This window comes from Veillonella rodentium, assembly GCF_900187285.1.
GTDB lineage: Bacteria > Bacillota > Negativicutes > Veillonellales > Veillonellaceae > Veillonella > Veillonella rodentium.
Genome location: NZ_LT906470.1, coordinates 1,353,056 through 1,376,804, shown reverse-complemented (window position 1 = coordinate 1,376,804; position 23,749 = coordinate 1,353,056). Strand labels below are relative to the sequence as shown.

At 44.5% G+C, this 23,749-nt stretch carries 19 protein-coding genes, 1 tRNA gene and 1 other RNA gene; all 21 read left to right on the top strand.

Going from position 1 to position 23,749, the window contains the following annotated elements; all coding sequences use genetic code 11:
• The first annotated feature begins 55 nt into the window (after positions 1–55).
• The 21 genes from CKV62_RS06320 (at position 56) to CKV62_RS06220 (ending at position 23,746) form a co-directional block, all read left to right on the top strand.
• On the top strand, positions 56–2,698 hold the full coding sequence (locus CKV62_RS06320) for an FtsK/SpoIIIE family DNA translocase (RefSeq protein WP_095066206.1): 2,643 nt from the start codon (positions 56–58) through the stop codon (positions 2,696–2,698).
• A 122-nt stretch (positions 2,699–2,820) separates the two neighbouring features.
• On the top strand, positions 2,821–3,273 hold the full coding sequence (locus tag CKV62_RS06315) for a helix-turn-helix domain-containing protein (RefSeq protein ID WP_095066205.1): 453 nt from the start codon (positions 2,821–2,823) through the stop codon (positions 3,271–3,273).
• 39 nt (positions 3,274–3,312) lie between these two features.
• Complete coding sequence (locus tag CKV62_RS06310; RefSeq protein ID WP_095066204.1) at positions 3,313–5,262, top strand: YgiQ family radical SAM protein; 1,950 nt, start codon at positions 3,313–3,315, stop codon at positions 5,260–5,262.
• 23 nt (positions 5,263–5,285) lie between these two features.
• Entirely contained in the window at positions 5,286–6,323 is a 1,038-nt protein-coding gene (locus CKV62_RS06305) for an ABC transporter substrate-binding protein (RefSeq protein ID WP_095066203.1), read from the top strand.
• A gap of 115 nt (positions 6,324–6,438) precedes the next feature.
• Positions 6,439–7,785 carry a 30S ribosomal protein S12 methylthiotransferase RimO gene (gene rimO / locus CKV62_RS06300; RefSeq protein ID WP_095066202.1) on the top strand — a complete coding sequence of 449 codons (1,347 nt, stop codon included), beginning with the start codon at positions 6,439–6,441 and terminating at the stop codon, positions 7,783–7,785.
• 270 nt (positions 7,786–8,055) lie between these two features.
• On the top strand, positions 8,056–9,303 hold the full coding sequence (locus CKV62_RS06295; RefSeq protein WP_095066201.1) for a competence/damage-inducible protein A: 1,248 nt from the start codon (positions 8,056–8,058) through the stop codon (positions 9,301–9,303).
• Position 9,304: 1 nt separating this feature from the next.
• A complete protein-coding gene (gene recA / locus CKV62_RS06290) occupies positions 9,305–10,345 on the top strand; it encodes a recombinase RecA (RefSeq protein WP_095066200.1) in 1,041 nt (346 codons plus the stop codon).
• A 5-nt stretch (positions 10,346–10,350) separates the two neighbouring features.
• Entirely contained in the window at positions 10,351–10,794 is a 444-nt protein-coding gene (locus CKV62_RS06285) for a regulatory protein RecX (RefSeq protein ID WP_095066199.1), read from the top strand.
• Between the two features lie 210 nt (positions 10,795–11,004).
• A complete protein-coding gene (gene rny / locus CKV62_RS06280; RefSeq protein ID WP_095066714.1) occupies positions 11,005–12,510 on the top strand; it encodes a ribonuclease Y in 1,506 nt (501 codons plus the stop codon).
• A 168-nt stretch (positions 12,511–12,678) separates the two neighbouring features.
• Positions 12,679–14,451, top strand: coding sequence for a DNA primase (gene dnaG, locus CKV62_RS06275; protein WP_095066198.1), 1,773 nt, complete (start codon positions 12,679–12,681; stop codon positions 14,449–14,451).
• Between the two features lie 26 nt (positions 14,452–14,477).
• Positions 14,478–15,653 (top strand): RNA polymerase sigma factor RpoD, encoded by a 1,176-nt coding sequence (rpoD, locus tag CKV62_RS06270; protein WP_095066197.1) that lies wholly within the window; start codon positions 14,478–14,480, stop codon positions 15,651–15,653.
• A 107-nt stretch (positions 15,654–15,760) separates the two neighbouring features.
• Positions 15,761–16,099 carry a 6-pyruvoyl trahydropterin synthase family protein gene (locus tag CKV62_RS06265; protein ID WP_095066196.1) on the top strand — a complete coding sequence of 113 codons (339 nt, stop codon included), beginning with the start codon at positions 15,761–15,763 and terminating at the stop codon, positions 16,097–16,099.
• Positions 16,086–16,793, top strand: a complete 708-nt coding sequence (locus tag CKV62_RS06260) for a radical SAM protein (RefSeq protein ID WP_231968304.1) — start codon at positions 16,086–16,088, stop codon at positions 16,791–16,793. Before CKV62_RS06265 ends, CKV62_RS06260 begins: the two co-directional genes overlap by 14 nt.
• Position 16,794: 1 nt before the next feature.
• Positions 16,795–17,358: a GTP cyclohydrolase I gene (folE, locus tag CKV62_RS06255; protein WP_095066194.1), complete on the top strand. Its 564-nt coding sequence runs from the start codon at positions 16,795–16,797 to the stop codon at positions 17,356–17,358.
• A gap of 62 nt (positions 17,359–17,420) precedes the next feature.
• Positions 17,421–17,495, top strand: a tRNA-Ile gene (locus tag CKV62_RS06250).
• Positions 17,496–17,704: 209 nt separating this feature from the next.
• A complete protein-coding gene (locus tag CKV62_RS06245) occupies positions 17,705–18,427 on the top strand; it encodes a tRNA (adenine(22)-N(1))-methyltransferase (protein WP_095066193.1) in 723 nt (240 codons plus the stop codon).
• Between the two features lie 137 nt (positions 18,428–18,564).
• A complete protein-coding gene (locus CKV62_RS06240) occupies positions 18,565–19,668 on the top strand; it encodes a Nif3-like dinuclear metal center hexameric protein (RefSeq protein WP_095066192.1) in 1,104 nt (367 codons plus the stop codon).
• Between the two features lie 83 nt (positions 19,669–19,751).
• Positions 19,752–20,102: RNase P RNA component class A (gene rnpB / locus CKV62_RS06235), an RNA gene on the top strand.
• Positions 20,103–20,157: 55 nt separating this feature from the next.
• Entirely contained in the window at positions 20,158–20,490 is a 333-nt protein-coding gene (locus CKV62_RS06230; protein WP_095066191.1) for a thioredoxin family protein, read from the top strand.
• 215 nt (positions 20,491–20,705) lie between these two features.
• The gene (locus CKV62_RS06225; protein ID WP_038115599.1) at positions 20,706–21,845 is read left to right on the top strand and encodes a hydrogenase small subunit; all 1,140 of its coding nucleotides are present in this window, start codon (positions 20,706–20,708) and stop codon (positions 21,843–21,845) included.
• Positions 21,845–23,746, top strand: a complete 1,902-nt coding sequence (locus CKV62_RS06220) for a nickel-dependent hydrogenase large subunit (RefSeq protein ID WP_095066190.1) — start codon at positions 21,845–21,847, stop codon at positions 23,744–23,746. The genes CKV62_RS06225 and CKV62_RS06220 overlap by 1 nt, the downstream gene beginning before the upstream one ends.
• Positions 23,747–23,749: the final 3 nt, after the last annotated feature.

Genomic DNA, 23,749 nt, shown 5'->3' with positions numbered 1-23,749 from the left:
TAATGATAGTTTATTCATCAGTAATATTATATAAGTAAGGGGTTTGTACAGATTTATGGCAGAAGAAAATACTTCCACCAGAAAAAAGCGTACTGCACAACGCAAGCGAACAACATCAAAGCAGAACTCGGCGGGCTTTTCAGTTCGCAATGAGGTGAAGGGCTTAATTGTGATAGCCTTTGCCGTTATTTCTTTGCTGGGCTTTTTCGGTGCGGAACTCGGTGTAGTCGGTGACATCGTAACGGGAATATTTAAATATGGCTTCGGTTTAGGCGGTATTGTACCATGTCTATGCGTACTCTGGATCGGCTGGCGACTATTGTATCACGGTACCTTTGTATCCGTTACAAAGCGCGGCATTGCGATGGCATTATTTTTCTTGTTTCTATTAGCACTTGTTCCGTTATGGCGCGTGCCTGAGGGACAGGAATTGTTGACCACGCAATTAGCGGATCAAGGCGGTGTTGTAGGCGGTGCTATTGCGACCTTCTTGCGTACTCTTCTGGGCAATGTAGGGGGCATCATCATGGATGTGGTGCTCTTATTGTGCTTTGGTCTCATCGTTACGCGATTGTCGTTGCGCAACGGCTTGCAAAAAGCGGTAGATAAAACACAGGTCGGCCTTGATGTGGCGAAGGAAGTGGCTGCGGAAAAAGTTGCTGTTGCGAAAGAAGTCTTCGACGACTGGAATGAACAACGCAAGGATGCGGCTCAACGAAAAGCATATAATCGGGAGAAGGATATGCGATTTTCCGAGGCTGCGGATCAGGCGTTGCACGGACTGGAAGAACGCGGTGTAACACCCCCGACAGAGGTCGAGGATTATCAATTTGAAGATGATTTTGAAACCGCTATACCAACAGATGAAATATCGTCTGCTACATCAGCTCAACCTTCTTCATGGAAGGAACTGGCTGAATTGGAGGCTCGTAATCGCGCTGCTGAAACCTTGGCGGATATATCGGTGGTCTCCGGTGATGCACAGCATGGCGAAGCTGTTGATTCATCTGACGATGATGATTATATATATGCCCCTGATGAGGAATATGAATATGTGCCTGATGAAGAATTTGACGATGAATCTTCTGCGGTGAATATTGTTTCCGCTGTACCCGGCACAGGTGCCGCAGCCAGCTCGGTCAGTGCAGGTGCAGGCATGTCCGGTATGACTCTAAATGTGCCGTCTATCGCAAGTACTACGGAGGATACGGCACAAGTGGCGGTGTCTAAGGAGGGGCATATCCACCGTACTTATGATCGGCCATATCACTTCCCGAGTCTTGATATTCTATCGAAAGGGAAGGGGAGTCAAACTAGCGGTGATGAAGTGGCTCATAATGCGATGTTGCTTGAAAATGTATTGAGCAGTTTCGGTATTACGGCTAAGGTGGTCAATGCTACTCAGGGGCCGACGGTAACACGTTATGAAATTGAACCGGCTCAAGGTGTTAAGGTGAGTCGTATCGTCAATTTGACCGATGATATCGCCTTAAATCTTGCAGCTCAACATATCCGTATGGAGGCTCCGATTCCTGGTAAATCCGCTATCGGTATAGAGGTGCCGAATAAGGCGACAGAGGCTGTTCATTTGCGGGACGTACTAGACTGTAGCGACTTTAAGGACGCCCGAGGAGGCATTCCTGTGGGGCTTGGTAAGGACATTGCGGGTAAGCCGGTCATTACGGATTTGGCAAAAATGCCTCACTTACTGGTGGCCGGGACAACGGGTTCCGGCAAATCCGTTTGTGTAAACACGCTCATTTCCAGTATTCTTTTCAGCCGTAAACCGGAAGAGGTTAAACTGCTTCTCATTGACCCTAAAATGGTTGAATTATCCGTATATAACGGTATTCCTCATTTGATGGCACCGGTTGTGACGGACATGAAAAAGGCGGCCGCCGTATTGCGCTGGGCCGTACGAGAAATGGAAGCGCGATATAAAACATTTGCGGCCACCGGTGTACGTGATATAAAACGGTATAATGAACTTCATCCGAAGACGGCCATGCCGTTGGTCGTTATCATCATCGACGAGTTAGCGGATCTTATGATGACGGCTCCTGATGATATAGAGGAATCTATCAGCCGTTTGGCGCAGATGGCACGTGCTGCAGGGCTTCACATGGTGCTTGCCACACAACGTCCATCCGTCAATGTTATTACCGGTTCTATCAAGGCGAATGTGCCGAGCCGTATTTCCTTTGCCGTAGGATCTCAAATTGATTCCCGTACCATTCTTGATATGGCGGGTGCTGAAAAACTGCTCGGTAAAGGGGATATGCTCTTTGCGCCGATCGGTGCGAATAAACCGATTCGTATACAGGGGGCATTTATCTCAGATGATGAGGTAGAAAAATTAGTAGAATTTGTGAAAGCACAACGTGAACCGGAATACGATGATACGGTGACAAAGGAGGCGGAAAAGGACTCGGATAACCAATTGTCCGACGGCGAGGATATATATCGCGACGAACTTTTGGAACGCGCTGTAAATCTCGTTATGGAATCTGGGCAAGCCTCGGTATCGATGCTGCAACGTAGATTCCGCATCGGCTATACGCGGGCGGCCCGACTTGTGGATACGATGGAGGATCTTAAGATTGTAGGTCCTAGCATGGGCAGTAAGGCAAGAGAGATATTGATGAGCTCTGAACAGGCGAAAGCTCGATATTTCTCGGATGACCATTCGGAGGAATAGCTTTCTGCTTATGATAAATAATTTAAATGGTTCTCTTTTATAATTCTTTTAATGGACCTATGCTTTCATATGATCTTTGATCAGAAAGTGTATCGATTACATAGATTCGGAAAGGATGGAGTATGGCTGAATTAGGCGAAGAATTACGCCGGGAACGGGTGCGACGTAATTTAACTTTTAAAGATGTAGAACAAGCGCTGCATATTAAAACTACCTATTTAGAGGCTATCGAAGACGGTAATTATGATGTGATTCCCGGACGGGTCTATGTAAAAGGTTTTATACGAAATTACGGGAATTATCTGGATTTAGACGGGGATCGACTGGTAGCGGCCTATCAAAATCAGGTCGGTGATATAGATACGTTTTCTGTACGTCCCGTGTCGAGATATAAGGTACAGTCGAAGCCTACACTGGTACAGAGTGAATATGCGGAATATCAGACGACTAAAAAGCGTATGTCATTGGAAACGCGTCAGCGTAAACGACAGCGCTCTATCGTACAGGAACGCATTATCTTAGGCGTGATTCTGCTCTGTATGGCTATATTTTTATTATGGTTATTTTTATTCTGAACATGGTTGAGGAATAATAGAAAGGCATTTGCGTGATCAATGGATAGATTTTTGGTGACAGAGCCTTCTGAAATGCAGGAACGGGGATGGGCTGAGTTGGATTTTGTCCTCATCAGCGGGGACGCATATGTAGACCATCCGTCTTTTGCTCCGGCGGTCATAGGCCGATACCTGGAGTCTAAAGGTTATCGCGTAGGCATTATAGCTCAACCTGACTGGAATGATGTATCAGCTTTCAAAAAGCTGGGAAAACCGCGTCTGGCATCTCTTGTGACCGCCGGTAATTTGGATTCGATGCTCAATAAATTCACGGCGGCAAAGAAGGTACGTCGTGAAGATGATTATTCTCCGGGAGGCGAATCGGGACATCGACCTGACAGAGCGACCTTGGTGTATGCGAATCGCATGAAGGAAGCCTTTAATGATGTGCCGCTTATAATCGGTGGTATTGAGGCATCGTTGCGACGTTTTGCCCATTATGACTACTGGTCTGATACGGTGCGCCGGTCCATTCTGGTAGATTCCAAGGCGGATGTGCTTGTGTATGGCATGGGGGAGCTACAGATTGCCGAGCTTGCCGATGCACTTGACAAGGGACAGTTCAAAGAATCATTGCCATTTATACGCGGTATCTGTTATATGTCCAAGGATATTCCTATGCTGGAGTATGTAGAATGTCCTTCGTTTGAATCTGTGAAAGCCGATAAAATGGCTTTTGCCGATGCATTCCGGATTCAATATGATGAACAGGATCCGTTCTACGGACAGACGGTAGTGCAGAAGCATGGAGACCGCTATCTCATTCAGAATACACCGGCTTTACCGTTAACGCAGGAACAAATGGATAGTGTTTATAACCTTCCATACACCCGTAAATGGCATCCTAAATACGATGAGAAGGGCGGTGTGCCGGCGTTGAGCGAAGTGCAGTTTAGTCTTGTCAGTCATCGCGGCTGTTTTGGCAGCTGTTCATTCTGTGCCATTACAAATCATCAGGGGCGAATTATTCAGAATCGCAGTCATGAGTCCTTAATCGATGAAGCTCATACGATGATTAACATGGATAACTTCAAGGGCTATATTCATGATGTGGGTGGGCCGACGGCAAATTTCAGACATCTGGCGTGTGATAAACAGGCCGTGTTCGGTGCTTGTAAAGGCCGTACCTGTGCCGCTCCCGAACCTTGTGAAAATTTGAATACCAATCATGATGATTACATTGCGTTGTTGCGTAAACTGCGTAAGCTGAAGGGGGTAAAAAAGGTATTTGTCCGATCCGGACTACGTTATGATTATGTATTGGCGGACAATAATAAGGATTTTGTACGGGAACTTTGCGAGTTTCATGTGAGCGGACAGCTGAAAGTGGCCCCTGAACACGTATCAAAACGCGTGACGACAATGATGGGGAAGGCCGGTAAAGAAGAGTTTTTACTCTTTAAGTCATGGTTTGAAGAAGCTAATCAAAAACTCGGTAAAAAGCAGTATTTAGTTCCTTATTTTATGAGTTCTCATCCGGGATGCTCTCTGGAGGATGCTATTGAATTAGCCGAGTTTTTACGAGATCATCATATGTATCCGGAACAGGTGCAGGATTTTATTCCAACACCGGGGAGTTTGTCTACGTGTATGTATTATACGGGGATTAATCCTCTTGACGGAAAGCCTGTATATGTGGCGAAAAAAGGTCGGGATAAGGCGAAACAGCGAGCATTAATGCAGTTTAAGAATGTTGAAAATTATGATTTGGTGAAGGAAGCTTTAATCGAAGCCAATCGTCGAGATTTGATAGGATTCGGGCCCAAATGTTTAATACCGCCTAGACCGATTGGACGCAATAATGAACGTCACAGCGGTCAACGCAGCTCCGGAGGACGTTTTAATCATAAGAAGAAATCTAATGTAAAAAAACGTGACGGAGCGACCGGATGGAACAGTAACAGCTCTGGACAGAATACACGCACAGGAGCTAAACGAAAGAGTAGATAATTTATGTCTTAGGGGAGGCATATATGAAACGATGGATTGCACCGGGGATATTGGCCCTATTTGTGATTGCCATGTTAGGTTATGGTGGATATTACTATCATCAGGAACAACTTGAGCAGGCGAAACAGCCTGTTCGCGGAGAAATTACCGTATATACGGATCTGCCTAACAGTTTAACGAGCTTATTGGCCGAAAAGTATCAGGAAGAACAAAATGTTAAAGTGACGATTCTGCCTCTTACGGAGGAACAAATGGCACAACGTACCGCATCACCCTTAGCGGATACGTCCGGAGATGTGGTGTTGACTTCTGAAGATAATCTTGTTATCGGTACCAATAACGGGAAATATGTACCTATCGTAAATGAACATAGTGATGAGGTTAGAGATAATCTGAAGGATCCTAACGGCTATTGGGTGGGCCTTTGGTATGATCCGGTCGTATTTGTACAAAATGAAAACTTTTACAATGGTATAGGTAAATATATTACCACTTGGGATACATTGGCGAAACAAGGTGACTGGTCCGTGATTATGACGGACTTTGTGGCGTCTCAAAATGCGGCTAATCTGCTTTACAATATGGTTGAGTATAAAGGTGAGCCGGAAACGTTGGCGTATTTATACGGTTTGAAACCTCATGTGGTGCAACATGCTAAATTCTTGTCTACGCCTATCCGATTAACCGCGTTAGGTGAAACAAATATCGGTATCGGTAATCTTTCCGATGCCGCTCAATATGTACATCAGGGCTATCCTATAAAGATTATCTACCCCGTAGACGGTACATCCTACTATGTGACGGGCGGGGCAGTGCTGAAGAATTCCAAGCATAAAAACGATAGTGTTGAATTTATCAATTGGCTATTATCGACAAAAACTGCGAAGTTTATGGTGGCTAATAACTTTACTTATATGTTTACGAATCCGGAACTTATCGAGCCGAAAGATTCCCTTGAACATGAACTGGTTTTATGGCCTGTAAATGGCGGTTATACCATGGAAGGTAAAAAGTTGCTATTAAATCATTGGGTCAGTCAGGTTCGATTCCGTAAGGAGTAACAAGTGTAAAAACAGCATGGGAATACAAGACATCTCTGTTAGTATAGTAGTCAACTTTATTTCGTATGGAATAATATAAAACATGATCTGAATATAAAAGGTGGAAAGAATATAGATGAGTAAATTGCTAGGGTATGTCAGCCTAGGTTGTGCTAAAAATTTAGTGGATACAGAGGTAATGTTGGGCCTATTAAAGGATAATGGGTATACAATTACAGAGAATTTGATCGAAGCGGACCTGATCGTTGTCAATACATGTACTTTTATTGAAAAAGCGAAGGTGGAATCTATTAACACGATTCTTGAGGTCGCTCAATACAAGCAGGATGGGGCCTGTAAGGGTCTTATTGTAGCCGGATGTCTCAGTCAACAGTATCAGGATGAACTGTTTCAGGAAATCCCCGAAATTGATGCCCTCATAGGTACCGGTGCATGGGATCAGGTAATGGTGGCCGTTGATGCTATTGAGCATGGCAATCGCAGTTGTATCATGGAAAATATTACTAATATCTATGATGAACGGATGCCTCGTATACAGACGACTCCTCGTTACAGCGCATATGTTAAAATTGCCGAAGGCTGTAACAACGGTTGTACGTTCTGCATTATTCCGAAGGTACGTGGCGCTTTTCGTAGCCGTACGATACAATCCATTAAGACCGAGGTTGAAAGACTGGCCGCCGCAGGGGTTAAGGAAATTGTTCTTATCGCTCAAGATACAACCAGTTATGGTATCGATTTAAACGATGGGAAACCGTTGTTGACGAATCTGCTGAAAGAGTTGACTGCAGTGGACGGTATTGAATGGATTCGTATGCTTTACCTGTATCCGACATTCTTTTCCGATGAACTTCTGGATCTTATTGTTAATGAACCGAAACTTTGTAAGTATGTAGATATTCCGTTACAACATGTGAATAATGATATTCTGAAGCAGATGAACCGTCGTGATGACCGCAGTGATATCGAGCGTTTATTGAAGAAAATCAGAAATGCGCCGACACATATTACATTGCGCACATCTATTATCGTCGGTTTCCCGGGGGAAACGGATGAGCAATTTGAAGAATTATGCGATTTTGTGAAAGATATCAAGTTTGATAATATGGGCGTGTTTACATATTCCCAGGAAGAAGGTACACCGGCCGGTGCTCGAGAAGATCAAGTGCCGGAGGATATCAAGGAAGAACGATATCATACGCTCATGTCCATTCAGGCGGCTATTTCAGAGGAGAATAACCGGAATCTGGAAGGTACCGTTGATTACGCAATGATTGAGGAAATCGAAGAGGGGGAACACAACACCTTACTCGCTAAGGGGCGTTTGAAATCACAGGCTCCCGATGTGGATGGAAATATGTATATCGAGGACTGCGGCGATCAAATAAAACCGGGGGATATCCTCAAGGTGCAGGTGGAACAGGGCTTTGCATATGATGTGGTGGCTATAGTTGTAGAGTAATTATATCTATTGTTAGCAGTATATAAGATTTATTGTTAGTAGAATATATGATATCTTTTAAGTTTGATAGAGATTATAGAAACTTATGGAGACTTATGAGGCCTAATAGGAGCTCGTGGGCCTCTATAGAAATTATGGAGACTTACAGAAACAACTAGAGCTTTATAGATTCTAACATGGAGTTATATCGGTTTATATAAATTCATATAGACTCATATAGATATTAATTGATACACAGTTCGATCGGTTCGAATGTGGAGGTGATTTCTGATGATTGTAGAGCTTATATCTACAGGCTCAGAGTTATTGCTGGGGGATACGGTGAACACCAATGTATCCTGGTTGGCTCAAGAATTAAATAAATTAGGTTATACTATTGCCTATCAGTCCGTTGTAGGTGATAATCCAAAGCGCATGGCGGAGGTCTTTCAAAATGCCGCACATCGTGCCGATATAGTTATCAGCACGGGCGGATTGGGTCCCACTCAAGGGGATATTACGCGCAATGTCTTGGCCGATTCCATCGGTCGTCTCGTTGTATTCAGTTCGGAAGCGATGGCGGAGGTACAAGATTTTTTTAAGCGGGTGAACCGTGCTATACCCGATGCAAGTCGTCGCGAAGCACAATTGCCGGAAAGGGCCGAGGTTCTTCATAATCCTGTAGGTGTGGCGCCCGGGGTTGTGGTAGAGGATGGTGATACGACTTATTTCTTATTGCCGGGGCCGCCGGGTGAGATGAAAGGCATGTTTCAGGAAAGTGTCATTCCATATTTGGAGCGGCGTTTCGGTTCTCAAGGCGTGGTGACATCGTATCGCTATGGCGTATATGATATTCGAGAAATCGATTTGGAAAAGACCTTGATGGACCTTATCAAGAGTCAATCTAATCCGACCATTGCACTACTTATTAAAAAAGGCTATATCGAGGTTCGCATTACCGCAAAAGCGGAAACAATGGAAAAGGCGCAGCTTTTACTCAATCCTTGGGATGCGATTATACGAGAACGGTTAGGTAATCGTATCGGTCGGAATTTATCGGTATCCATGGAGGAAACTCTAAGCAAAACTTTGCTTGACGAAGAGGCTACAATAAGTACGGCTGAATCCTGTACCGCAGGATTAGTCGGTAAACTATTAACTAATGTGAGTGGTAGCAGTGAATACTATATGGGGGGGATAATCTCCTATAGCAATGATGTAAAGCATCGTGTTTTGTGTGTGCCTGAGGATATGTTGAATACATACGGTGCGGTCAGTGAAGAAGTGGCAAAGGCCATGGCTGAAGGCGCGCGTTCTGTAGGTCAGACGACATATGCCGTATCCATTACGGGCATTGCAGGCCCCGGTGGCGGCAGTTCCGAAAAGCCAGTAGGTCTTGTATGGTTCGGTATATCCGGCCCGTACGGCACGGTGGCGCATAAGGCGAATTTGATCGGAAATCGTGAAGATATCAGACAAAGTGCGGCAGAGCTCGCATTATATTATGCTTATATTTATATAACAGAAAAGGGGAAATAGAATGGCTGTTGACGGCAGACAAGCAGCGTTGGATAACGCGTTAAAACAAATTGAAAAAGATTTCGGTAAAGGAGCGATTATGCGCCTTGGTGAAGCGGCGGATCGCATGAATGTAGAGGTAATCTCATCCGGTTCCCTAGCCATTGATATCGCGGTCGGCGTAGGGGGATTCCCTCGTGGCCGCGTCATCGAAATTTACGGTCCTGAATCATCCGGTAAAACAACGGTTGCACTGCATGCCGTAGCAGAGGCGCAAAAGCAGGGCGGTATTGCCGCTTTCATCGATGCGGAACATGCGATGGATCCCGTATATGCGCGTAATTTAGGTGTGGATATCAATAATTTGTTGATTTCTCAACCGGATAATGGTGAACAGGCCCTTGAAATCACGGAGGCCCTCGTTCGCAGCGGTGCCGTAGATATCGTCGTTGTTGACTCCGTTGCAGCGTTAGTGCCGAAAGCGGAAATCGACGGTGAGATGGGGGATGCTCACGTAGGCTTGCAGGCTCGTCTGATGAGTAAAGCATTGCGTAAGTTAACCGGTATTATCAGCAAGTCTAAAACGGTTGTTATCTTTATTAACCAGTTGCGTGAAAAGGTTGGCGTCATGTTCGGCAATCCTGAAACGACAACGGGCGGTCGTGCTTTGAAATTCTATTCCTCCGTGCGTTTAGATGTGCGTAAGGGCGAGCTTATTAAAGCAAATAATGAAAATGTAGGGGCTCGTACAAAGGTTAAGGTTGTTAAAAATAAAGTAGCCCCTCCATTCAAAACGGCTGAATTTGATTTGATGTACGGTGAAGGCATCTCCAAGACGGGAACGCTTATCGATATCGGTACGAACATGGAAATCATCAATAAATCCGGTGCATGGTATTCCTATAACGGAGAACGCATGGGTCAAGGCAAGGAAGCGGCAAAACAATATTTGGCTGATAATCCTCAAATTGCTGATGAAATCGATCGTATCATCCGCGATACCTTAGCCGTTGGTACGGAGGAACTCGATGTAATCGGTGAAGATACGACCGAAGAAGTATAACCGTTATGAGTGATGAAACATTACAGGCCGCCATGGATCAGGCTTACCGATTTTTAGCACAGCGATTTTTGAGTTCTTATGAACTGACTCAAAAGATGCGACGCAAACAAATCTCGGATGATGTCATCGAATGTGTGTTAGAGCGTCTGCGATATTATAATTATATTAACGATGAACGCTTGTCAGAACAGGTGTTGACGTATTTGATGAAAGAAGAAAAATACGGTGTTTATATGATTAAGCAGAAGATGAAACTTCGTGGGCTTGATATACCGCAGGATATAGCATCTTATGATGAGGTAAAGGCGGCCTATCGTGTAGTGGAGAAAAAATTCGGTTCTGTTTTAAAAGAGGATGTTACACCTCGGGTAAAAGTTTTTAATTTTCTCAAATACAGGGGGTTTGCAACACATACGATTCGTATTGTATGTGATGATTTTTATGACTGAAAAGGGCTTTTACAGACGTCCGTCCAAGCCTGTTAAACCTTGACAGAATGGGCATTCAAGTCTAAAATTAATATAGCCTTATTTGTATTATTTATGGTAAGGTTTATAGACAATTTAATGCATAAACGGCATAAAAGGAGCATGAAAGCTCAAGTATTGAGAATTTAGGAGGTGAGTCTGATTTTAGAGTATAGTCTGATTGCAGTGGTGATGGTACTGATTGGACTAGGGGTAGGCTATTTTTTACGTAAAAATATTGCTGAAGGAAAACTGAATCAAGCTGAACAAGAGGCTGAACGCATCATTGCAAACGGTGTGCGTACAGCAGAGTCTAAAAAGAAGGAAGCTTTATTAGAAGCGAAGGAAGAAATTCATAAGCTCCGTTCCGACGTGGAACGAGAAAATAAAGACCGTCGTTCCGAATTACAGCGTATGGAACGTCGTATTCTTCAAAAAGAAGAATCTTTGGATAAAAAATTAGACAACATTGAACACAAAGAGGAAGCTTTACATCGCAAAGAAGCTGACTTAGCCCACAGTCGTGAAAAGGTCGAAGCTCTATATGAGAAACAAATGGCGGAATTGGAACGCATTTCCGGCATGACCTTTGAAGAGGCAAAGAATATCTTGTTAACTAATGTGGAACAGGAAATTCGTCATGAAACGGCTATTATGGTTAAGGAAATGGAACAGCAAGCTAAGGATGAAGCGGAGAAAAAGGCGAAAGAAATTATCTCCTCCGCAATCCAACGTTGTGCTGCTGACCATGTAGCGGAAACTACCGTATCCGTAGTGGCATTGCCGAATGATGAAATGAAGGGACGTATTATCGGTCGTGAAGGTCGTAATATTCGCGCTCTTGAAACATTAACCGGTATTGATTTGATTATCGATGATACTCCGGAAGCAGTTATTTTATCCGGTTTCGATCCTATTCGTCGCGAAGTGGCTCGTATAGCATTGGAAAAATTGATTGTCGATGGTCGTTTTCATCCGGCTCGTATTGAAGAAATGGTTGGTAAGGCTCGTAAAGAGGTGGACCAAACCATTAAAGAAGCCGGCGAACAGGCAACTTTTGAGGCTGATGTTCATGGCTTACATCCTGAGATCGTTAAGATTTTGGGTCGATTGAAATACCGTACCAGCTACGGTCAAAATGTATTGAAACATTCTATTGAGGTCTCTCATTTGGCAGGGTTGATGGCAGCTGAACTGGGCTGTGATGTGACACTGGCTAAACGAGGTGGCTTAATCCATGATATTGGTAAAGCTTTGGACCGGGAGCTTGAAGGTTCTCATGTTCAAATCGGTGTCGATGTGGCACGTAAATATCGTGAAAGTGCAGCAGTTGTTAACTGCATCGGGGCTCATCATGGTGATGAAGAGTTCCAAACTGTAGAGGCTGTATTGGTAGCCGCTGCAGATGCAATCTCCGCAGCTCGTCCTGGAGCACGCAGAGAAACATTAGAAAACTATTTGAAACGTTTATCTAAATTGGAAGAAATCGCAGAATCCTTCGAAGGCGTTGAAAAATGTTTTGCTATTCAAGCCGGTCGAGAGATTCGCGTTGTAGTAAAGCCGGATAAGATTGATGAAGCCGATTCAACATTACTTGTTCGGAATATTGTAAAACGCATCGAGTCTGAACTTGAATATCCCGGCCAGATTAAGGTTGTGGTTATTCGTGAAACTCGCGTCGTGGATTACGCAAAATAATAGGCGCTTCGGCGTTATAGATAGGCTGCAATGTTCGCATTGCAGCCTATTATTATCCTTATGGATATTGTCGATAATAAATAATTGTTACAATTAATATGGAAAGAAAAGAGGAATTTTCCTCTTTATATAGAATATATTATATATGGGTCCAAAGGAGGTTTGGTTATGAGTCGGTATTTTGAAAATGAATTAATTGAGCAGATAAAAGATGCCAATGACATTGTATCGGTCATATCCGAACATGTGGCCTTAAAGAAGCGGGGCAAGAACTATTGGGGTTGCTGCCCCTTTCATAATGAAAAGACGCCTTCCTTTAGTGTAGCTCCGGATAAGGGGTTTTATTATTGTTTTGGCTGCCACGCATCGGGCAATGCCATTAAATTCCTTATGGAGCTCGATCATCTTACCTTTGTGGAGGCGTTGGAGCGATTAGCGAATCGGGCGAATATTCCCTTGCCGGAGGCAAAATTGTCACCGGAACAGCGGGCCCGTGATGAAAGGCGTAAGAAATTATATGAAGCTTGTGATTTAGCGGCCACGTTTTTTCACAATTGTTTGACCCAAACCTCTATGGGAAAGCCGGGGCTTGATTATCTAAAAAGGCGGGGGCTTACAAAGGAAACGATAGAAAAATTTAAGCTCGGCTTTGCACCTGATGGATGGGATAAACTGTATCATGCTTTTCATGAGCGAGGTATAGAGGATTCGATTCTGCTGGAGTTGAATTTGGTTCGGAAGAATCAAAAGGGGCAGTTTTACGACTTCTTCAGAAATAGAGTCATGTTTCCGATTATGGACGGAAAAGGTCGTGTAGTCGCCTTCGGGGGTCGTGTTATGGATGACAGCACTCCGAAGTATTTAAACTCTCCTGAATCCCCAATCTTTGAGAAGGGAAAAATCTTGTTCGCTTTTGATAAAGCCTATAAATCGATCCGTCAGGAAAAGCAGGCTATTCTTGTAGAAGGGTATATGGATGTTATTTCCGCTCATAATCAGGGGGTGACGAATGTGGTGGCCTCTTTAGGTACCGCATATACCAAGGATCACGGACATATCCTGATGCGTCAGGCCGATGAAATCGTCCTCGCCTATGATATGGACGGGGCCGGGCGTCAGGCGGCGTCACGGGCGATTGAATTATTGCAGAATACGGATTTTAAGGTACGTGTTCTCGCCATGCCGGATGGGAAAGATCCGGACGATTATGTGCGGAATCACGGGGCGAAAGCCTTTAAAGAGCTTATTGCTCAGGCGGTAAAGCCTCTCGACTATCTTTTAAGTGAATCGCTAATCAAGCATGATACGAATGATACGGAAGGCAAGCAGGCGGTATTGGCGGACGTATTTCCGTATATCGCGAATATCCACAGTCAGACGCAGCGCGATGATGCGCTCAAGGCGTTGGCTTTGCCGTTGTGGCTTGATAACAGCAGTATCTTCAGATACTTTAGAGATTACGTAAAAAAGGGACAGATTGAACTTGTCGATATGGCCTCTGTACCATTGCCTACCAAGGAATTGGTGAAAGGCGATGAAGAGCGGTTACTGTCATTAGCTTTTACGGATGGAGACGTCTTGCAAGAAGTGATGAACTATCTGCCTTTGGAAGACTTTCAAAAAAATGAATATCGAGTTATAATAGAAAAGATTTACACCTTATTTATGAAAGAGCACCGTTTAGATGAATCCAGCATTCAAAGTGTTTTGACGGCGCAGGAGTATGATATATATTCAAGATTGTTAGTGATGTGTGATGATGACGATAAGGTGCAAGTGCCCGGATTAATCCGTAAGATTAGGCTTCATTCGTTGCGTGAACAGTATAAAACGCATTCAATTATGGCGGATCAATTAAAACGGGCAGGAGATTCGACGTTTATTAGCGAATTACATAAGTGTCAGGATATACAGAATTTGATCAGAGAATGGTCTAAGTAAGTCAATAAATTATAAAGGAGAGCGCTGTGGCTAAGAAAGTACAAAAAAGTCAAATTGAGGAGATTGTGGATCAACTTCTTGAAAAAGGCCGGAAGACCGGTGTGTTGACGCAATCAGAGATTTCAGATGCTCTTCACGAGCAATCGGATCTCACTGCAGAACAATTAGATGACATTTATACTACTCTGGGTAAGCTTAATATTGATATCGTATCCGATGTGGATGCGGACGATGATCATGAAGATGATAATCCGATTGAGCCGGATGATGGTGAGGATGATGAGGAAAACGGTGCGAGTGAAAAACATATTTCCATCGATCTCAGCGTGGATTCCGGTGTAAATATCGATGATCCGGTGCGTATGTACCTTAAGGAAATCGGGCGTGTTCCATTGTTATCGGCCGACGAAGAAATCGTGTTGGCGAAACAGATTGAAGCCGGTGCCGAGGAAGATGCTACCTATAAGGAAATTCAACTCAGTAAAAAGGCTAAGAAGAAGTTGGTTGATGCGAACTTGCGTCTCGTTGTGAGTATCGCGAAACGTTATGTGGGTCGAGGCATGTTGTTCCTGGATTTGATTCAGGAAGGTAATCTCGGTCTTATTAAAGCGGTGGATAAATTTGATTATACGAAGGGGTATAAGTTCTCCACCTATGCTACCTGGTGGATTCGTCAAGCCATTACGCGTGCCATTGCTGATCAGGCTCGTACCATTCGTATTCCGGTGCATATGGTGGAAACCATCAATAAATTGATTCGTATTTCCAGACAATTATTACAGGATAAGGGCCGTGAGCCGTTACCTGAGGAAATTGCGGAAGGTATGGGCATTACCGTAGAGCGCGTGCGTGAAATTCAAAAGATTGCACAGGAACCGGTATCGTTGGAAACGCCGATCGGTGAAGAGGAAGACTCCCATTTGGGGGACTTCATCGAGGATCAGGATGCGATCGCTCCGGATGATGCGGCAAGCTACATTTTGTTGCAGGAGCAGATCGAAGACGTATTCACGTGCTTAACGGATCGGGAACAGCAGGTGTTGATTCTGCGTTTCGGGTTGAAGGATGGTAAACCTCGGACTCTTGAAGAAGTGGGACAACATTTCAATGTTACGAGAGAACGCATTCGTCAGATTGAAGGCAAGGCCTTAACGAAGTTACGAAACCGCGGAAAACGCGATAAGATTAAAGACTTTTTATAAGAACAAAATAGAGTCTCTCTCAAGCCTTTTGTGGAGTTGTTTGAGAGGGACTCTATTTTTCGTGTTATAATGAATGTGATTTATATGTGTAGACTAAAGGAGTTTCGATGTTTACAGTTTGCAAGCGTTTAGAGGTGAGCGCATCTCATCAGTTAAAACTGGATTATCCCAGCAAGTGTCAGCAGTTGCATGGACATAACTGGATTATTACCGTATATGCCCGTTCAGAAGAGCTCGATCATAACGGTATGGTCATAGACTTTACGATTATAAAGAAAAAGATTCACAGACGTCTGGACCATCATCATATTAATGATGTGCTGGGTGATATCAATCCCACTGCGGAAAATATGGCGAAGTGGATTGCCGATGAATTGGGACCGAAATGTTTCAAGGTAGAGGTACAGGAATCGGAAGGAAATGTTGCGATTTATGAACGTGATTGAAATCTTTTCCTCTATCGACGGCGAAGGCAGTCGTCAAGGTTTCTTAACGACGTTTCTGCGGTTGTATGACTGTAATATTCGCTGCTCCTATTGCGATACAACGTATAGTTATGGACCGGACAGTGTGTATAAACAGATGTCCGTTCAAGAGGTAGCCGATACCATTGAAAGTTTAGGTAATCACCGCATCACCATTACCGGTGGCGAGCCTTTACTGCAGGAACGAGAAGTTATTGCGCTCATTGATGAGCTGACACGTCGCAGTGAATCTTCCGAATCTTGTGTATCAGAGCGTGAGGATGAAATTTATTCACATGATACGATGCCATATGATTTCAATATCGAGACGAACGGTACTATCGTACCGAGCTTTCAACGGGATAATGTATGGTTCACCTATGATTACAAGACACCGTCGTCTTTGGCGGAGAAGTCTATGAATCTCGATATATTCAAGGTGGCTACCGGGCGGGATCTCATCAAATTTGTGGTCGGTACCGTTGAAGACTTGGATTGTATGCACCATATTCTTGAAACGCAGACGACAAAGGCACACATTTATGTGTCGCCCGTCTGGGGACGGATTGAGGCGGCCTCGATTATTGAATATATGAAAACTCATAATTGGCAGAATGTGAGATTTCAGCTGCAAATTCATAAGTTCATCTGGGATCCTGATGCGAAGGGGGTGTAGTATGGACACGGAAAAAATCGAATCACTAGTGTATCAGCTCTTGGAAGCGTTAGGGGAAGATCCCGATCGTGCGGGGCTGGTAGAAACGCCGAAGCGCGTTGCTCAGATGATGGCGGAGGTATATGAAGGCATTCGGTATACCAATGCGGAAATTGCCGAAATGTATGGAAAAACATTTCCCGTAGATACTGATCAGATGGTGGTCGTTAAGAATATTACGTGTTTCTCTCACTGCGAACACCATATGGCGCTCATGTATGATATGAGCATCAGCATCGGATATATTCCGAAAGGCCGCGTCATCGGTTTGTCCAAGGTGCCGCGTATTGCGGAAATGTGTTGTAAACGATTACAGTTGCAGGAAAAAATCGGAGAGGATATCGCCGAGGTCATCTCTATGGCGACGGGGTCCGAGGACGTCATCGTTCATATTACGTCATCGCATAGTTGTATGAGTGCCCGCGGTATTAAATCGACGGACAGTAAAACGACGACATTGGCTACGAAGGGCGTATTTAATGAGGACGGTATGATTCAACGATTTATGCTGATGAAAGAGTCCTGATTAAGTCCGCTTGACGGATACTTATGGGATTCGGTATAATTAATGAGCTAGAAATTAACTGTGGGCCTATAGCTCAGGGGTAGAGCAACCGGCTCATAACCGGTCGGTCCCTGGTTCGATCCCAGGTGGGCCCACCACTTATGACATGTACCGTCCTTGAGACTTCAAGGGCGGTTATTTTTATATATGAACATAATTTATATATTTGATCTATATATGATGATGTTAAAATAGCGCGTTATATTTAAAATAGTGCGACGTATTTGAATCATACGGTGTATTTGAAATACAAGTTTTATAGATTTGAACTGGTAGAGTTGTTATTTACTGATAATAAGGAAAATATATGGAACCTAGACCAATGATGGATCGTTTGGAAGCGGTGTTTTCCATCGTTCCGAAGGCACGAGCTATAGCTGATATCGGAACTGATCACGGCTATTTGGCGGTGGAGCTGATTAACCGTAATCGGGCGGACTTTGTCATTGCCGGAGATGTTCATAAGGGGCCTCTTGCTTCGGCCAGGGCTTATGTAGAGTCGTGTAATCTGCAAGGGCGTATCGACTGTCGTCTGGGCGATGGCCTGAAAGTCACGAAACGAGGCGAATTGACGGGGGCCATCTGTTGCGGTATGGGAGGCTTTCTGATTCGGGATATCGTGGATGCGGGGCCGGAGCCGTTGGAGTTTTATGTGCTGCAGCCGCAAAACGGTCAAAAAGAATTGCGCCAATATATGGTGCAAAAGGGATATATAATCGTTCTTGAAGTCATCGTAGAGGATAACGGCAAATTATATACGGCGTTTTTAGCCGTTCGCGATGATTGTGTCGAGTCCTATACAGGTATAGCCGAGTATCCAGATGTATATGCTGAGCTTTCAGAGGATTCTCTGCTGTGGTCCATCGGAGCGCTGCTTGAACAAGAGCGTCCACCGCTATGGAATACATATATAGAATATCTGATATATCAACGCCAATGTGCGTTGAATGGAATGACGGATGCGTTGAGTCATACGGATAAATATAAAGAACTCGCTGGGGAAATCGCGTACTTAAGGACATTGTTGTAAATAGTTTGGAATTTCTGTACAGCTCAATTAAATGTATAGGCGTTCATTTATGGTTTTAAAACTGTATTCATTAACATCATATAGTATTTTGTTAAAATCAAATATAATTAGTAAATCCAGGGAAAGGTGTGATTATAATGACAACTGTTCAACATGTTATAGATGTGATGGAACGGCTGGCACCTCGGTCTTATGCGGCGTCATGGGATAATGTAGGCCTTATGGTAGGCAATCGAAAGACGGTTGTTAAAAGTATTCTTACGACGTTGGACGTGACGACGGAGGCAATCGGGTATGCGGTAGAACATAATTGCAATCTTATCGTCAGTCATCATCCGTTGATTTTTAAAGGTCTTAAACAGGTGTCTTCAGATACGGCTCTGGGACGAATGATTGAAATGTTGATTACCAATCAAATCGCCGTATATAGCGCTCATACAAATCTTGATATCGCACCGGGCGGATTGAATGATATGTTGGCGGAACGGTTGGGACTCATAGATGTACAAGGGTTTATTAAAACCGGAGAAGATGTGCTGTATAAGATATCCACCTTCGTACCTGAAGGTGCAGCTGATGCGGTGCGTATCGCCATGGGAGAGGCCGGTGCCGGTCGAATCGGAAATTACGATTATTGCAGTTTCAGCGTGAACGGAGAAGGGCGATTCAGAGGAAATGATCAGTCTCATCCTGTCATCGGCGAAGCGGGGACGATGACTATTGTGCCGGAGGTACAAATCAATGCGATTGTGGATGCTACGAATTTCAATGCTGTTTTGATGGCTATGAAAGAGGCGCATCCTTATGAAGAGGTGGCTTATGAAGTCGTATCTCTGGCTGAACCGAACGGAGCGATTCAATATTTAGGACGCATAGGCAGATTGCCGAACGCATTAAAGATGGATACATTTCGCGAATGGGTGCAGGAAGCTTTGCCCGATGCGAATATCCGCTTTTGCGGTGTAGTGCCGGAGAAGATTCAGTCCGTTGCACTTTGTTCCGGTGCCGGAGCCGAGTTTATCAAGGATGCGGCTCGATATAAGGTTGATGCCTATGTGACAGGCGATGTGAAGTATCATGATGCACAACTGGCGAAAGAATCGGGAATCCTCGTTGTAGACGCCGGTCATTTCGGTACGGAATCCATCGTGGCTTACGGTTTACGTGAGTATTTAGAGGCCTCCTCATTGGAGGTTCCTGTTCACGCTTATGGAGAACAACAGGACTTTTTCTTTTTATAATGCAAGAGTATATCTTCTTTGAGACTTTCACATGCCCCCTTGTTCTTGCGTGATATAGTACTGCTATGATAAACTGAAGTGAAGCAAGTATGAAAGACGGTTGCGAGTCCGTTGGATTCGAGGAAAGTCCGAGCTCCATAGGGCAGGATGCCAGATAACGTCTGGCGAGGGTGACCTTAGGGAAAGTGCCATAGAAACGGAAACCGCCACATCAGTGGTAAGGGTGGAAAGGTGAGGTAAGAGCTCACCAGCAGTCTGGTAACAGGCTGGCTCGGTAAACCCCATCCGGAGCAAGACCGAATAGAAAAGGGTTAAGGGTGGTCCCGCCTACCTTTCGGGTTGTGTCGCTCGAGCGTACAGGCGACTGTGCGCCTAGAAAGATAATCGTCACCGCGCAAGCGGAACAGAACTCGGCTTATTGATTGCTTGCTTCATTATTAGAAAACGAATTATTGTATATATGATTTAAGACTTTGTTAGGAGAACTTCATGGCAATTACAGCGATTACTAGTGTACAAGAATTTGATGAAAAAGTACTTGGCTCCAAGGGTTTGACTATTGTTGATTTCTGGGCAGGTTGGTGTGAACCCTGTATCGTTATGCGTCCCGAGGTGGAGGCGGTGGCCGAAAAATTAAAAGGTGAAGTACAGTTTTTCACCGTTGATGCGGAGGATAAAAATCTACGAGGTATTTTGCTGAAAGAAGATATCGATGGCATCCCATCCTTGGTATTTTTCCGGGACGGTAAAATGCTCGATTCTCTTGTGGGCTATAAGAAAGCTGACATTCTTGAAGAGCTCATCAGAGAAGCAATCAAATAATTTAATAACTGAAGGTTTTTATAAAACCAGATGATACGGAACTGTATGCAGGATATATCATTACTCTTGTATACAGTTCTTTCTTTATGCTATGAGGCTTTTTACTGTTTAAAATAGTGTGGAGATGTTATAATAGCAATATAAATGCAAGAATAGTTGTAGTTTATTAAGTAATATATACATTGCGCAAAGTTGTTGTAAGGAGGCTATATTCCGTGAAGAATCGTGTAAACAGTTTATGGACACTCTTCCAGGAGCGACGTTTGAGTCGACGTACATTTATGAAATCCTGTGTAGCGCTCACAGCTATTTTAGGATTGCCGCCAACGATGCTGGACACCGTTGTAAAAGCGGCTGAAACGACTGAATTACCTACGGTAATCTGGTTGCATGGTCATGAATGTACAGGTTGTAGTGAAGCTTTTATCCGTTCATCCTCACCGTTTGCATCGGATGTTATCTTGAATATGATTTCTCTCGAATATGATGATACATTAGCGGCCGCATCCGGAGCCCCTTTAGAGGAGCATTTGGAGAAACTGATTACGGAGAAGGCCGGTAAATACATTTTGGCTGTTGAAGGGGGGGTTCCTCTTGATGAAGATGGCGTCTACTGTACCGTAGGAGGTCGTACATTTAAACAGTCTTTGTTGGAATGTGCTAAAGGGGCTGCGGCGATTATCGAATACGGATCCTGTGCATCCTGGGGCGGTATTCAAGCGGCTAAACCGAATCCGACAAATACGGTATCCGTCTCTTCCGTCGTATCGGGAAAACCGATTATCAAGGTGCCGGGATGTCCTCCGATTCCTGAGGTTATGACAGGTGTAGTCATGCATTATGCATTATTCGGGCAAATTCCGCCGCTTGATTCTCAAGGGCGTCCTAAACAATTCTACGGTAATCGTATCCATGATACATGCTATCGTCGTGCTTTCTTTGATTCAGGTCTCTTTGTTGAAAAGTTTGACGATGATGCATCTAAAGCGGGCTGGTGCTTATATAAGGTGGGGTGCCGCGGACCGCAGACATACAACTCCTGTGGTAATTTGCGCTGGTGGAACGGTTTGTCCTATCCGATTCAATCCGGTCACGGCTGTATCGGCTGTTCTGAAAAGGGGTTCTGGGATAATGATGTATTCTATAAACGCTTGCCGGATATTCCGTTGGCCAACACCATTACAACGGCCGATACAATCGGCACGGTAGCAGCCGTCGGTGCTACTGCGGCGGTTATTGTACACGGTGCGGCAACCCTTGCCCGTAATAAGTACAATGATATCCAAGAGGAAAAACGCTTGAAAGAAAGCGGCAAGTGGGATGAAGAAAAGCACAATAATGGAGGAAGTCACTAATGAAACGCGTAGTAGTAGATCCGATTTCCCGTATTGAAGGTCATTTGCGGGTGGAGATAAAGGTAGATGAAGGTAGCGGTAAGGTAGAGGACGCATTATCCTCGGGTACGGCTTGGCGTGGTATTGAACTTGTTGCTAAAGACCGCGACCCCCGTGATCTTTGGGCTTTCGTACAACGTATTTGCGGCGTATGTACAAGTACGCATGCACTGGCCGCATTGCGGGCCGTAGAGGATGCGGTGGGCATTTCCATTCCTAAAAATGCGAACTATATCCGCAATATCATGCACAGCTGCTTAGATGTGCATGACCATATCGTGCATTTTTATCATTTGCATGCTCTGGACTGGGTCAGCCCTGTAGCGGCGCTCAATGCGGATTCGGCAAAAACGGCTCAATTACAGAATGATGTGTTGGCTACGTATAATATAGGAGGACTTGCTCCGGCTGAAACAGCGTCAAAGGATTCCGCATATCCTAAGGAATTTCCTAAAGCGACTACCGCTTACTATACAGCGGTACAGCAAAAGATTAAGAAAATTGTTGGATCCGGTCAGCTGGGCATTTTTTCCGCTCAATGGTGGGACCATCCGGACTATAACTTATTGCCTCCTGAAGTACATTTAATGGGTGTAGCTCATTATTTGAATATTCTGGATCGTCAACGGGATATCGTTATTCCTCATGTTGTGTTCGGCGGTAAGAATCCGCATCCGCATTACATCGTAGGCGGTATGCCCTGTGCCATTTCCATGAATGACATGAATGCCCCTATCAATACACAACGCCTTGCGGCGGTGGAACAATCCATTTCCTTGTCGAAGGATTTGGTGGATAATTTCTATGTGCCTGATTTGTTGGCTATCGGCAAAATCTACGTGGAAAAAGGCATGATTGACGGTGGCGGCCTTGCTAAAAAACGTGTAATGTCCTATGGTGACTATCCTGATGAATCTTATAGCGGCATTTCTGACGGCGATTACCATAAAAAATGTGTCGTCCGCTCCAATGGTGTGGTAGAAAACTTCGGCCTCGGTGTCGATAAAGCGACTTTTATCAACTTGGAAGGCAAGGATTTTATGGATCCTCAATACCTCAGTGAAGAGGTGGATCATTCATGGTTTACTTATCCGAATGGTGAAAGCTCTCTTCATCCTATTGACGGTGTTACGGACCCTAAGTTTACCGGTCCTAAATCGGGGACGAAAGAGAAATGGGAATTCCTCGACGAAGATAAGAAATATTCCTGGATCAAATCGCCTACTTTCAAAGGTAAGACAGCAGAGGTGGGTCCATTAGCGAAATATATCGTCGTATATACAAAGGTAAAACAAGGTATCATCAAGGATCCGACCTGGGCGGAATCCATGATAGTCCGTCAAATAGATACCGTATCTCAGGTATTGGGCGTACCTGCACATGTATGGATGACAACCATGGTGGGTCGTACAGCATGTCGTGGCCTCGATGCGCAAGTAGCGGCAAATATGAGCCAATATTTCTTTAATAAGCTCGTTGCAAATATCAAGAACGGTGATACCGCCGTAGCGGATATGACTAAATTCGACCCTAATACATGGGCACCGGATGCGAAGGGCGTTGGTCTTGTAGATGCACCGCGTGGCGGCTTGGGCCACTGGATTCACATCAAGGACGGTCGCTCCGCAAATTATCAATGTATCGTGCCGTCCACATGGAATGCATGCCCTAAGACGGCTGCTAATGAACATGGGGCGTACGAAGACGCCATGATAGACACGAAGGTGAAAATTGCGGATAAACCGTTGGAAATCCTGAAGGTAATTCACTCCTTCGACCCATGTTTAGCATGTGCTACTCATTTATACAATAAAAAAGGTGAGAAAATTGTTTCCGTTAATACCGATGCATTGTGTAAATAAGGG